Origin of the sequence: Alteromonas sp. Cnat2-8, from assembly GCF_022348355.1 — a bacterium.
Lineage (GTDB): Bacteria > Pseudomonadota > Gammaproteobacteria > Enterobacterales > Alteromonadaceae > Alteromonas > Alteromonas macleodii.
In genome coordinates, this window is sequence record NZ_JAKREX010000001.1 from 649,919 (window position 1) to 663,625 (window position 13,707).

Genomic DNA, 13,707 nt, shown 5'->3' on the forward strand with positions numbered 1-13,707 from the left:
GAGCGCATCAAAGACAACATAAAAACCATGCGTACACATTTTACTAAAGCAGCCCTTAGCGCTGCAGTTATTTCGTGCTTAAGCACACCTGCCTTTGCTCAAACTTCTGACCAAGATATTGAAACTTTAACAGTAACAGGCACGCGTTTGCCTATTTCGTTAACCAAACTTCCTGGTTCAGTATCGGTGCTAACTGAAAGCGACATTAAAGCTTCGGGCGCACTTCAACTTACCGATCTAATTCGCGGCCTACCTGGCGTTAGCTTGTCTCAGTCAGGCAGTCCTGGTGGCTTAACAGAGCTGCGCGTGCGCGGCGGTGAAACCAACCATCTACTTGTTTTAATTGATGGCGTTGTTGCCAACGACGTAGGCCAAGGAAGCCTAGTCGACCTTGCTCACTTAACTAGCGCAAACGTGGTGCGCATAGAACTTCTTCGAGGCCCGCAGAGCGCAAGATGGGGCAGCGGCGCTATCGGTGGTGTATTGAGCATTACTACGAAATCAGGCCAGTTTGCCGATAATGCGTCACACGTAGACTTCTCTGCTGGCGTTGGCACACAAGGTACGTTGCAGGGCAGCATGAACGCGCGCTCGCAAAGCGATAACGTAGGTATTTCTGCATACGCCAGCTACATACGTACCGACGGTGACAACGTATCTCGTGTTGGTAACGAAGATGATGGCTACGACAACATGACCGCTGGCATTAATATTAATTATGCCGCAACGTCGGAGCATACGTTAATAGCTAACCTTCGCACGGTTCAGTACGAGAACGATTACGACGGCACTGATTTTGTGACGACAGGCCTTCCTGCTGACTCAGATAACGTGACGGATGGTTCACAAATTAGCGCGAAATTAAGATGGGAATTTGCTCCGGAAAATACAGGTTATCGCTCAGCGCTTAGTGCGCATTATCGCAAAGACGATAACGATAACACTGAGTCAGGTGCAGACACTGGCGGTACCACTGGTGAGCGCATAGAGTTAAACTGGACAGGTTTCTATACCATGGATAACTGGGATTTTGCTGGCGGTGTTGAATACCTACAGCGCCTTTTTACCCAGCGCGGCCCAATTGCATTTGGCGATCCGAACCAGAAGCAGCATGACAATACTTATAGCGTATTTGCCGAGACAAATGGTCAGCTAACCGAGTCGCTAACCGCAACACTAAGCGCACGATTCGACAACAACAGTGAGTTCGACAATGCCGTAAGTTATCGCGGTGGCCTTACCTGGCAGCTTAACGATTACTACGCTGTTTTTACCAGCTATGGTAAAGCTGTTAAAACACCCACCTTCACCGAGCGCTTTGGCTACTTCCCTGCAAGCTTCATCGGCAACCCAAACTTAAAACCAGAAACCAGTGAAGAATGGGAAATAGGCGTTAAGGCAAACTGGAAATCACTGTCTGCACAAATCAGCGCATACACTACCGACCTTGAAGATGAAATCAATGGCTTCGTATTTGTGTCAGATTTGGGCGCATATAGTGCCGATAATATCGACGGTGAAAGCTCACGAGAAGGTATTGATCTAGAACTTAACTGGGACAGTGGCTATGGTGATTTTACCGCAGCGTATAGTTATCTAGATGCGGAACAAACCGACAATGGTATAACAACCACTGAACTGCGTCGTGCCCGTCACCAAGGCTCATTAACCTACAACACTGACTTTGGAACGGAGAAGTTCAGCTTCTACACCAAGCTAGCTTACACAGGGAGTCATTACGACACCTTCTTCCCTCCTTTCCCTGAACCGTCTCAGACTCTGGCGCTGTCAGCCTATACGCTTGCAACCGTTAATTTAGGCTATCAGATAGATAAGCAGTGGCAAGTCTCGTTGAAGGTCGACAATGTATTTGATACTGATTATGAAGACATTGTAGGTTATGCAGGCCAAGAGCGTCGCGCTCTACTTTCAGTTAACTACAGCATGTAAGTGATGTAACGTTAATGAACCTTCTGTTGAGCGTTGCTTAAAGGCAAAACTCAACGTGAAATCAACAAACAATAAAGGGCTATACATGGTTATAGCCCTTTTTCTTTGAGTTTCTGTTAGGGCCTGATGATTCAGACTCTGTTCATCATGCGTATATAAAATACTGCATTTACCTAAACCTTGAATCGCGTTTTTTAGTGAGCTTGTCGCGTAGTAAGGCATTGAAGTAGAACAGGTCCTAGTTAAGCGAACAAGCCTGTGATAATCTCGGTATCGATAATAGTTTTTTGAACATAGGATTATATTCCATGAAAAAGTTTGCAGTAATGTTTGTCATGGCAATGCTTTTGCCACTAACAGCATGCGCTCAAGAGCCAGCGTCTAAATGGAAAGAAGGTACCCACTATACTGTGCTTGATAAAGAAGCCACGGATAAGCCTGTTATTACTGAGTACTTCTCATTTTGGTGCCCTCACTGCTTCCAGTTCGAACCAATCGTTGCGCAAATTAAAGAAAAGAAAAGCGACGGCACGAAATTCAATAAGGTGCACGTAAACTTTATGCGTTTTACTGGACCTGAAGTTCAAGATGATGCAACTAAAGCCATGCTTATTGCGCGCGCTATGAAGCAAGAAGACGCGATGAACGGCGCTATTTTTAACTATATCCACAAGCAACGTGCATCTATCACTGGCTTGAAAGACCTTCGCAATATCTTCGTTGTGAACGGTGTAGACGGTGAAGAGTTTGACAAAATGGCTAAAAGCTTCGGCGTAAATAGCATGGTGCGCAAGAATCAACAGCAAATTGACGAGTATCGTGAGCACCTAACTGGTGTGCCAAGCTTTATTATCAACGGTAAATATCAGCCTACATTCACTGCTGACATGACCTTCGACGACATCGCTGACCTAATCGTGTGGCTATCTGAGCAAAAATAATTTGGTTAATAACCAATACTCTCGTTAGACCTTGAATAATTAAATGGGCGCTCAGGCGCCCATTTTTACGCCTTGGAGCATCCCAATGTATGCAGTAAGTGACTTTGCTGACTTTATCTGTGAACTTGACCAGCTAAAAGCAGTTAAGCGCCAGATCACCCTACCCTGTGATAACTATCGACAGGAAAACTCCGCAGAGCACAGCTGGCATGTTGCATTAATGGCAAATATGCTAAGCGAATATGCGGCTAAACCTATAGATGTGACCCGCGTTATTCGCATGATCCTTATTCACGATATTGTGGAAATTGATGCTGGCGACATGTTTGCTTTCAATCATCAAACAGATCACGACGCACAAGCCGAGAAAGAAGTAGCTGCCGCTAAGCGCATTTTTGGTTTATTGCCGAGTCCACTTAGTAGTGAAATGCTCGATTTATGGCTTGAGTTTGAAGCAGCGGAAACCGCCGATGCAGAATTTGCAAAATCAATGGACCGCGTACTTCCCGTATTTCAAAATATGAAAGACAACGGAGGAAGCTGGAAGCGTCACGGTATTGCAAGGGAGAAAATTGAGAAGCGTAATGCTCACCTTAAATCTTGCGCACCGGCTTTATGGGACTACGTTATGCAGCAGCTTGATGTGGCCGTTGAAAAAGGATGGCTAAGTCAGTAACGACTCAGCCAGACCTGTAGTATTAATTACAACATAACGTTGTAATAGTGTATTGCAATTAGAAGCGTGTACCAATCCACATCCAGAAGCGATTGGTATCTACCTTTATATCTCCCGCATCGTAAGTACCGTACTTAATGCCAAAATTGTACTTACCTGCAAACTTCTTCGTATACTGTACATTAATTTCGCTGCCTAAGTCGTCAGCACCGTTACTGCTGTCGTCAGCGCTGAAATCGTGGTAAGCCAAAAGCCATTTACCACCGGCTAGCCCACCTGATAGAGATAACTTAAGATCTTTTAAGCCCTGTGCTGGCGTGCCCAAGAACTGATCAGTCCAACCGTTGAATTTGTGCAGCGTAGCTAGCGGCGTTGCAAACCCGTACAACCCATCGTCAGAACCTAGTATTTCGTAATCGACCTTAGCCGTCACGCCAGAAAACGTGGCTGCGACATACGCATTTAAATAAGAGGCGTCAAAGTCGGTGGCCGTTTCGCCCGCGCCAGCTTCGCTTGATTGCGTGGCAAACTCACCACCGTAAGCCCAACTCACGCTCTCACCTTTCATCTTTCCATCGTAGCTCACGCCATACGTGTCCAACGCGTTATCCGTGTCGTTGTCCACTTCTAAAAGGTAAGCGTAGGCCACAAACTTGCCAATTTTAGATGTATAAGTAGCATGAAGAATATGATCTTTAGAATCTAAATCTGCCGCCTCAGCAAAAATGCGGTTGCGTTTGTAAAGATAGCTATAGAATAGTTCTAGATTGTCTGTTGCCGCATATTTAGCGCTTACGGCATCAAAGGTCTGGCGGTCTTGTCGCCAGCCAACGTGGCCAACAAATCGATGGTCATCCAACGTAATTACTTGTCGCCCTACTCTGGCGGTAAAGTTATCTGCCTTATACTGAATAAAAGCTTGATCAACTTCGGTAGTTTCAGGGTCGGCAATGACCGAATACTCACCTACGTTAAAGCCAGTAGGCCCCACAGTAAACTCATCTTGCCCAAGTACAATACGACTGTCTTCAACCTCAGCGGTAAATGAGAAACCATTAACGCTACCCGAACTAAACCCTAGACGCGTACGCAAAGTCAGTGCACTTGCGTCTTCTAACGCATTGTCTTGATCAACAGCTTCGTAGCGTAAATTCAGATCCGCCCATGCCTTTGAATCGCTTAATGCGCTGTGAATGTCAGCGGCCATTACGCTTCCACCCAATACTGTCAAAACAGATGCTGTTAGCATCTTAATGCCAAAGTTTTTTAACGTGTTCATGTGTATTCCCTATCGGTATCGATTTTTATTAGTCAACACTTACCCAGCCAGCAGTAGAATGCTGGTTAAAAGTGATGGTTTTGGTTAGTTGGCGGAAAAGGCTTCCGCCCTAGTCAGGTGCCGATAAAGCTAGGCGGCATCTGACTTCTTAGCGTCTTTTTTTTCAGATGACACCCCGCTGGGTTTTGCTAGCTGTTGTGAATGTTTGTTAGTTGTAGGCGCTTGGTTGGCGCGTGACGAAACGGTTTCAACCTTCTTTTGTTTGTCGTAAAGGAAAGTTAAGACTTCATGTCTGTAGTGGTTGTACTGCTTGTTATCTGCAAGTGCTAATCTATCTCGCGGACGCGGCAACTCAATATCCAGAATTTCGCCAATGGTGGCTGCCGGGCCGTTATTCATCATAACAATGCGGTCTGATAGCAATACCGCTTCATCCACATCGTGAGTAATCATAATAACCGTGTTACCCAAATCAGCATGAATTTCCATTAGCGAGTCTTGAAGGTGAGCGCGAGTTAGGGCGTCTAGCGCACCGAACGGTTCATCCATTAGCAGCACTTTTGGCTCCATTGCCAACGCTCGTGCAATGCCCACTCGCTGTTTCATACCACCTGATATTTCACTGGGTAATTTATCAAGGGCGTGGGTCATGTGCACAAGCTCTAGGTTGTGCATGATCCAGTCACGCATCTCGTTTTTACTCTTGCCTCGCATGGTCGATTTTACGGCCAGCTCAACATTCTTGTATACCGTAAGCCAAGGTAATAAAGAATGGTTTTGAAAGACTACTGCGCGTTCAGGTCCAGGCTGCTTCACTTCTGCGCCATCTAAAATTACGCCGCCGGTAGTAGCTTGGTGCAAACCTGCGACGATATTCAGCACCGTTGATTTACCGCAGCCCGAATGGCCAATTAACGACACAAATTCACCTTTGCTGATTTTAAGATTTACATCTTGAAGCGCAGTAAATGGCCCCTTCGGTGTGGGGAAGTCGATACCCACCTGCTCTAACTCTAAGTGTTTAGTGTGCATAAAATTCTCCTCAAAATTAGCGTAGTACGCTCGACTTGTCCCAGCTTACAGCGCGCTGAATCGATAACATTAGGCGGTCTAGTACAAAGCCAATAGCGCCAATGGTGAGCACTGCGACCATGATCCTCGCTAGCGACTCCGAACTTCCGTTTTGGAATTCATCCCACACAAACTTTCCTAGACCTGGGTTTTGGGCAAGCATTTCTGCCGCAATCAGTACCATCCAGCCAATACCAAGCGACAATCTAAGTCCTGTAAAAATCATGGGGATAGAAGATGGAAGTACTATTTTGGTGAGATGAGCAAACGGCGTAAGGCGCAATACCTTGCTTACGTTGATTAGGTCCTTATCAATATTTGATACGCCTACTGCGGTATTAATAAGGGTTGGCCATAAACAACAAAGCGAAACCGTAAAGGCAGAGGTCACGAATGATTTAGAAAAGGCCGGATCATCGCTGACATAGAGGGCACTTACCACCATAGTCACGAGCGGCAGCCATGCCAATGGAGACACTGGCTTAAATAACTGGATAAGTGGATTTATTGCGGTGTAAGCAGATTTACTTAGACCACATAGTATACCCACGGGAACCGCCACGACTGATGCAATTAAGAATCCAACCATGACGGTGTAAAGGCTTGTCCATATCTGATCAAAAAACGTTGGCGCACCGGTGAATTCTCTAATTTTTGGCTGATAAGTAGGGTCCTGCGCTATACGCGCTGCATTTCTTGCTTCTTGACGTTGATAGAAAGCGTCCGCTTTTTCACGCTGTGCAATATGTTCGTCAATTAACGCACCGGCTTGCTCAAAAACTTGTGCAGGCCCTGGGAACTGCCCCAGCGACGTGTCGATACTTTTTGCTACACCATTCCAAATGGCCAAAAACATCAGCAAGCCGATAACAGGCAGCAGCAACGCAGGCGTGGATTGATATAAACGGCTCAACAAAGAGTTGGCGTTTGACGGCGACGATGGAAGGCGAAGAATGGTTGTCATCTTGCTCATTGCTTGCTCCTGACACTTGATGTGCGCTTTTGCGCTGTTTATGCCCCGCCCTAGTTAGAACTGAAGGCAGGGCTATTAAATCAGACACTTACAGTACAGTGTCGCCCTTCAGACCAATCTTAAATTGCTCTAAGTAAGCGTTAGGCTTGCTTCCGTCAAACGTCACGCCATCAATGAATTCGCTCTGAGGCGGCTTGTAGCCCGTTTCCGTCCCAAACTCTGGAAAGTCAGACGCCTTAGCTTTACCTTCGACAATCAGTGCTTTAGCAGCCTGAGCATAAACCTCTGGTTTATAAACTTTTTTGGCTGTCTCTTTATACCAATCGTCAGACTTAGCCTCTGAAATTTGACCCCAGCGGCGCATTTGTGTGAGGTACCAAATAGCATCACTGTAGTATGGGTAAGTGGCGTTGTAGCGGAAGAACACATTAAAATCAGGCACGTCGCGCTTGTCACCTTTCTCGTATTCGAAAGTGCCTGTCATGCTGTTAGCCAGTACGTCTTCATCTGCACCTACGTAGTTACTTTTAGCAAGAATCTTTACCGCTTCAGGACGGTTAGCATTGTCGTTTTCATCCAGCCACATTGCCGCTCGAATTAGGGCTTTAACCACGCGAATGTGCGTATTTGGGTATTTGTCAGCCCAGCCTTGGCTTACGCCGAACACTTTTTCAGGGTTATTTTTCCAAATTTCGTAGTCGGTGATCACAGGTACACCAATACCTTTAAACACAGCCTGTTGATTCCATGGCTCGCCTACGCAGTAGCCATAGATGGTGCCGGCTTCCATCGTCGCTGGCATTTGCGGTGGGGGGGTGACTGACAACAGTGCCTGAGCGTCAATTTGGCCCGCGGTATCGCCTTTATGCGGCGCATAATATCCAGGGTGAATTCCACCTGCCGCAAGCCAATAGCGTAACTCGTAGTTGTGTGTAGAAACTGGAAATACCATTCCCATGTTGAACGGCTTTCCAGCGTTGCGGTATTCATCAACCACTGGCTTTAAATAATCAGCTTTAATAGGATGAACTGGCTTGCCATTTTCCTGTGGAATATGGGCCTTCATTTTGTCCCAAATTTCATTAGAAACGGTAATTCCATTACCATTGAGGTCCATACTGAACGCTGTTACCACATGCGATTCCGTGCCGAAGCCAATGGTTGCACCAAGGGGCTGGCCAGCCAGCATATGAGCGCCATCTAATTGGCCGTCGATTACGCGATCAAGCAGCACTTTCCAGTTAGCTTGTGCTTCCAATGTAACGTAGAGGCCCTCATCTTCAAAAAAGCCTTTTTCGTACGCCACAGCAAGCGGTGCCATATCAGTGAGCTTGATAAAACCAAACTTAAGTTCTTCCTTCTCAGGCCAGCCTACCGCTGGCGCTTGTGCTGCCACACTCGCAGAAAAACTTGCTACAGAGACGGCAAGTGCTGCACATACTCCAGCACTCGCCGTTCGAAAGCGTTTTAGCAGTGATGTTGTCTTTAACCCAGTCATACGTGTTCCTCGTAGCCAAAAAAAAACCCACCAGCGTACGACGTTTAACCGTCGAGCATGGTGGGCTTCGTTGCCGTGTTTGTAATATCGGAGTTCTTACAAACGCATCAAGTTGTTAATGGTAAGTCAGGAATTCCCGCTCACACACCTCATCTTTAAGGGAGGTTTATTAAAAGCTTTAGCTTATAAAACCATCTTTATTTTTTATTATTATGCACTTGCCATAAATGCCGGAGATGATGATGCTTCCTTACCGTTCTCCGCTGAATCCTATTTGTTTACCCTATGGTAAGTGTTGTGCACTCCACTCTGCCATCGCATTTGTGTTTGCACCCGTTGCTTTGTACAGCAACGTTGTTGTTGCACGGATTAATTAGCACCCATCGTGCCAGAAATGTAAGCCATTAAAATTTATGAACATTTACACTATTGAGGTAAGAGAAAAGTGAGAATGAATTCGTTTTGGTGCACCAAAACAGGGGGGGTGTTCAACCTTGGTGCGCGAAGGCAGGTACCAAGGTTGAACAAATATGGCCAATGACTAAAGCTGTCTGATTGTGTCGCTAATTTTCTAGAGGCGTTTAGTAAATTGCCCGATAGCGTTTACCACTTCATTGGCACCGCTTTGGATTTCGCTCATTGCTTTGCCTGACTGCGTTGAATACTCTAAGGCTTCGCGCGCTTTTTCCTGACCCGCTTCAATTAACTGAACTGCATTTTCTGTTAACTTTCTGTTTTCTACGACAACGTTTACGATTTCTTCAGTTGCGCTACTGGTTCGCGACGCTAGCTGCCTGACTTCATCGGCTACTACCGCGAAACCACGCCCTTGATCGCCTGCACGTGCAGCTTCAATAGCAGCGTTAAGCGCCAATAAATTAGTTTGGTCGGCAATTCCGCTAATACTTTTAACCAAGTCCGCAACTTTTTGGGATTGCTCATCAAGGTCCTTAATACCTTCACTCGCATTACCCATCTGTTTCGTTAATTCGTTCATCGCCTTAACCGTAGAATCGAGCACTTGGTTTCCCTTACGTGCTTGCTCTCCAGTTTCTTGCGAAATATTGAATGCAACGTTGGCGGCTTCAGAAATGGCGAACTCCCGCTTCATTTGCTCTGTAATTACCGTTGCAAATTTCACTACTTTATAAAGCTGACCATCTTCGTTTCTGATGGGGTTATATGACGCTTCTAGCCACACTTCATTCCCTCGGCTATCAATGCGTTTGTAGCGTCCAGATTCTAACTGTCCTTGCGCTAGCCCACGCCAAAACTGTTTGTATTCTTCCGAGTTCACCTCTTGCTCTGTGCAAAAGATCCTATGATGCTTTCCAACTATTTGCTCCAGCTTGTAGCCCGTGCCTTTCAAAAAGTTTTCGTTGGCTTTTATGATGGTGCCATCAAGGTTGAACTCAATAACAGCAGAAGAGCGATGAAGCGCGGCAATCATATCTCTAAGCTCATTACTGTAAGAAATATTGCGCGTTTGCTCTGCCATATAGAAAGAAATACACTTCACATTTCCATAGGCGTCATCTATGGGCTGTATGATTCCTCTTACCCAAATCTCATGGCCTTTTGCATTATTGAAGCTAACTGCGCCATGCCAATGACGATGATTTTTAACAGCGCCTAGCATATCTTGAACGTCCGATTTCTTAAGCGATTTCGGGTCCATTAGGCTTTCAAGGGACTTCCCTTCTAGCTCTGAAATCTTAAATCCTGTTGCTTGAGTACATAGATCATTAATTGCACGTATACGTCCATCTGCATTCAACTCAATGTACAACATTTCTTCACGAAGCTCTTCCTTAACCGTTTGATATGCCGCCAGTTCCTTTTCCAAACGTTGGTTTTCGGCTATCAACTCTTTATTTTTGAAAAACATCCTGCGCTCCTAATGAACTTCGTTTCACGCATTATTTATCAGCCGACTTAGCTCATAACGAAGCCCCCCTGACAAAATAGGCACTGGCGTATCACACTGAAATACGGTTAGTTGTCTGAAACGATAAGCTAGTTTTTGTTGGTTTTGATTAAAGATAGCAGAGGAAATGAAGTTTATTGATGTTTCACACAAATAAAACTGAAGTTTTTTTGTCCAATAAAGATTAAAGATAGCCCAGTTTGGGGATTGACATAAACCCGCCTCTTTTTACTATACAAAAATACTCATGGCAGCGATGAAAACACGCAGCGATTCCGGCCGCCCGTTTTGGCGTCGTACAAAGCTTTATCAGCGGTATTAAGGATCGAAGTTAACGTCCAGTTGTGGTGATTAACGAAATTGACCGTTGCAACGCCCAAACTTGCGGTAATTACGGGTGAAACTGTGCTCTTGCTGTGCTCTATCCCTAATGATTCTATCGCATCTCGAATCTCTTCAGCTTTCACCTTCGCGCCTTTCTCATCGGTATTGGGCAAAATCGCTACGAACTCCTCACCACCGTATCGAGCACAAAAATCAGTGTTACGGGTAATGACTTCATTAAGCCCAATAGCGACGGCTTTCAGGCATTCATCCCCTTTAGGGTGACCATAATTGTCATTGTAAAGTTTGAAACTATCGACATCCAAGATAACTACCGTCAACGGCCAGTCATACCGTTTTGACATCGCTATTACCTTTTCCATTTCCATTTCAAATGCCCGTCGGTTTGGGATGTTAGTCAGCGGATCGCTAAGTGACAAGCGAATCAATTCGGTTTCTTGGCTCTTTACTCTCTCAAAATACAGTGCGAAGGTTTTAGCCAGGCGAGATATCTCGTCACTGCCTTCGAAGCTTGCTACTTCTTCACTATTTTTTTCAACCAAGTTGGTTAAAGCAATTAAACGCAGAATAATACGTTTGTAGATATAGAAGATGATGGCGCAACAAATAATCATCACAATTAATGAAAGTGCCAATGACAGGGTTATTTGTTTGGACACAGCTTGGTTGGCAGACAATGCGTAAAAAGAGGTGTCTTTTGTGATTGAAGATGCTCTAAACTCAATATTTGACGCGACTTCTTCAGCCAAGTGCTCAACAAAACTGCCTCGCCCTCTTGAACGTCCACGAATGCGCATGACATTAGCTTGTTTATCAATCATGCCCCATTTACCTAATACCCCCTCCTCTAGCGCACTTACCAGTTCGCTGCTGCGCTTGTCTAGCGTTGTCGCCTCACGCAAGGAAGCGATACTTTCTTCAATATTGTCCTCTAACTTGCGTAACTCATGCAGTTGGAACTGCTGATTTATTTGGGCAATTTGTAATATCAGAGGAACCAGCGTTTGAGAGGATTGAATACCCACATACTGCGATTTATTGTCTTCAAAAATATTGTTCAAGTAAGTAAATAGTACTTCCCTTTCCACCCGCACTTCTTTTTCGACATCAATCCGCTGACGCACTAATGCGTTTAGTTCTTCTATTTCTAATGTAAGTACATTCAGCTGCGTCGCTAAGTACTTGTCTCCTTGCTCAAGCTTCAAATTGGAGGAATCCAGGCGCTCTATCGTTTCATCCAACTGGGTTTTGACGATACGCCGAGACGATTGGCTTTCAGACGATGTTAATCGCGCAGTAAGTGAAATTAAGTGCTGAACTTCACGCGTAATTTCAGTAGCTTGGCTAAGAGTGGGGATAGAAGACGAGGTGATATCGTCAAGTACTTTTCGCACGTCATTTAAACGCAGCAGCGACAAAACCAGTATCAAAAGAAAAAATCCCATCACACTGCATTGTGCAATGATAAACAGATACAAGGTCTTTTTCTTATGCTGCATCTGATCAACCGCCTTTTGCCATATTTATTATGCGGTTATCAGTTTTAGGCTTTATATCGTATTGATTGACGATGGCCTGCATCACAAGGTCAGATATTTGAGGGGGACGTGTACTCAAGGCCGGACGCTTTTCGGTATTCTTTAACGCATAGAAACCGTCTCCGCCATTAGCCAGAAAGTTACTTGTAGCCAGCGAATAGGTTTTCGACTTATCTATTCGCTTTCCATTAATCGTGACATTTTTTACTCGTTGAAGCACTTTCGCTGACGGGTCGAAACTATAAGACATACCCGATACATGAGGAAAACCGCCTTTTAAATTTTGATATTGCGAAAGCCCCTCTTCCAGAGCTTGAATTAACTGAGCGCCAGTTATATCCAAAGCCACAACATGCGCACGAAACGGCATTTCGGTGACAATATCTTGCCGAGTAATTGGTGTACCTGCCGTATATTGTTTGTTGCCTCGGATACTGCCTCCGTTTATCAAGGCAATTTCAGTATTGGCATAGCGTTTAATGGTATCCGCGACAAAGTTTACAAAAGGATTCTCTTCACTTCTCACTTCTTTGCGCGCAGTCGAAACGGCAATCTTCCATTCGCCAATTTGGATATTTAACAACCGTTTTAGGCGCGCTTCATACTCAATGAGTTGCTCGTTTAACTCAGCATCAGCCTCTATATCTTCTAACGGCTGTTCTATATACGACGTTGCTTGCCACCCAGCATTTTTCACAAAACTAGCAACGACAGCGGTTCCCTGCTGTGTCAGTACCATACTATTAGGATGACGCGTAGTTTCGAGCATATTTTTCTCGTCCAAGCGACTGTCTGTTATAAAAGCGACATCAATAATACGTTTGTTCAGCATGGTATTAATAAAAGGGAACGGGTAGGAATAGTGCAGCAAAATAATATCTGCGCCTTGCTGTCGCAATCTTTTAGACTCCTCCATGATGGCTTTTTGAGGAGGCGTTATAGCAATATCAGATAATTGGTACTCTTCTATCACTCTCTCATGTAGAACTGATATAACACCAAGAGTTAATTCTTCTTTTTCTACAATCACAGAAGTGTGCAGGCCATCAGGGGAACGCCCCACTCGGTTGTCTATTACGTTGCTGGCTACCAATGGAAAGGCTGCTTCATAAGAACGAAGAGATAATTCATCCTCATAGAAACTAAATTCTCTCTTTGTGATCCCCATCACATCTGGCTCAAGAGAATTGAGAATATCAATAATGTGGGAGCCACGGTCAAACGAGGATAGCGCGCTCGGCCCAATCGAGCCGCCGCCGAAAATGAAGAAGACGGTTTCACTAATTTGCCGCTGTTGTTTTACGAGGGTTTGAAGATTAGCGTAACGCCCTGTGCGTGCGTCGCTAATATTAGGCATATCTGCGGTTAGTACGAAAGTTACGCTAGAGGTTGTGACCTGTTCTCGAATTTCAGATACAGCATAACCTGCTCGAAATAAGAGCGACAGGCTAGCTAAAAATACGAGCCATTGCGTGATTCGCATAACACCACTTAAGGAAAACTTGTTAA

The 13,707-nt window shown here is 45.1% G+C and carries 10 protein-coding genes; 3 read left to right on the forward strand and 7 right to left on the reverse strand.

The features are described from left to right. Positions 1-27: 27 nt before the first annotated feature. From MHN00_RS02750 to MHN00_RS02760, 3 genes are all read left to right on the forward strand, one after another. Entirely contained in the window at positions 28-1,950 is a 1,923-nt protein-coding gene (locus MHN00_RS02750) for a TonB-dependent receptor (RefSeq protein WP_239300175.1), read from the forward strand. A 308-nt stretch (positions 1,951-2,258) separates the two neighbouring features. After that, the gene (locus MHN00_RS02755) at positions 2,259-2,891 is read left to right on the forward strand and encodes a thiol:disulfide interchange protein DsbA/DsbL (RefSeq protein WP_014948248.1); all 633 of its coding nucleotides are present in this window, start codon (positions 2,259-2,261) and stop codon (positions 2,889-2,891) included. Between the two features lie 85 nt (positions 2,892-2,976). Further along, the gene (locus MHN00_RS02760; protein WP_014948247.1) at positions 2,977-3,567 is read left to right on the forward strand and encodes an HD domain-containing protein; all 591 of its coding nucleotides are present in this window, start codon (positions 2,977-2,979) and stop codon (positions 3,565-3,567) included. 58 nt (positions 3,568-3,625) lie between these two features. On the opposite strand, the gene MHN00_RS02765 is transcribed toward MHN00_RS02760, so the two are convergent. From MHN00_RS02765 to MHN00_RS02795, 7 genes are all read right to left on the reverse strand, one after another. Continuing rightward, on the reverse strand, positions 3,626-4,846 hold the full coding sequence (locus MHN00_RS02765; RefSeq protein WP_014948246.1) for an alginate export family protein: 1,221 nt from the start codon (positions 4,844-4,846) through the stop codon (positions 3,626-3,628). A gap of 129 nt (positions 4,847-4,975) precedes the next feature. Then, positions 4,976-5,878 carry an ABC transporter ATP-binding protein gene (locus MHN00_RS02770; protein WP_014975666.1) on the reverse strand — a complete coding sequence of 301 codons (903 nt, stop codon included), beginning with the start codon at positions 5,876-5,878 and terminating at the stop codon, positions 4,976-4,978. A 16-nt stretch (positions 5,879-5,894) separates the two neighbouring features. Further along, the gene (locus MHN00_RS02775; protein ID WP_239300177.1) at positions 5,895-6,890 is read right to left on the reverse strand and encodes an ABC transporter permease; all 996 of its coding nucleotides are present in this window, start codon (positions 6,888-6,890) and stop codon (positions 5,895-5,897) included. Between the two features lie 88 nt (positions 6,891-6,978). Further along, positions 6,979-8,388 (reverse strand): CmpA/NrtA family ABC transporter substrate-binding protein, encoded by a 1,410-nt coding sequence (locus tag MHN00_RS02780; RefSeq protein ID WP_239300179.1) that lies wholly within the window; start codon positions 8,386-8,388, stop codon positions 6,979-6,981. A gap of 571 nt (positions 8,389-8,959) precedes the next feature. Beyond that, positions 8,960-10,276 carry a methyl-accepting chemotaxis protein gene (locus MHN00_RS02785; protein ID WP_239300181.1) on the reverse strand — a complete coding sequence of 439 codons (1,317 nt, stop codon included), beginning with the start codon at positions 10,274-10,276 and terminating at the stop codon, positions 8,960-8,962. Positions 10,277-10,560: 284 nt separating this feature from the next. Beyond that, positions 10,561-12,159 carry a GGDEF domain-containing protein gene (locus MHN00_RS02790; RefSeq protein WP_014948241.1) on the reverse strand — a complete coding sequence of 533 codons (1,599 nt, stop codon included), beginning with the start codon at positions 12,157-12,159 and terminating at the stop codon, positions 10,561-10,563. Positions 12,160-12,163: 4 nt separating this feature from the next. After that, positions 12,164-13,681 carry a 5'-nucleotidase C-terminal domain-containing protein gene (locus MHN00_RS02795; RefSeq protein ID WP_239300183.1) on the reverse strand — a complete coding sequence of 506 codons (1,518 nt, stop codon included), beginning with the start codon at positions 13,679-13,681 and terminating at the stop codon, positions 12,164-12,166. Between the last annotated feature and the right edge of the window lie 26 nt (positions 13,682-13,707).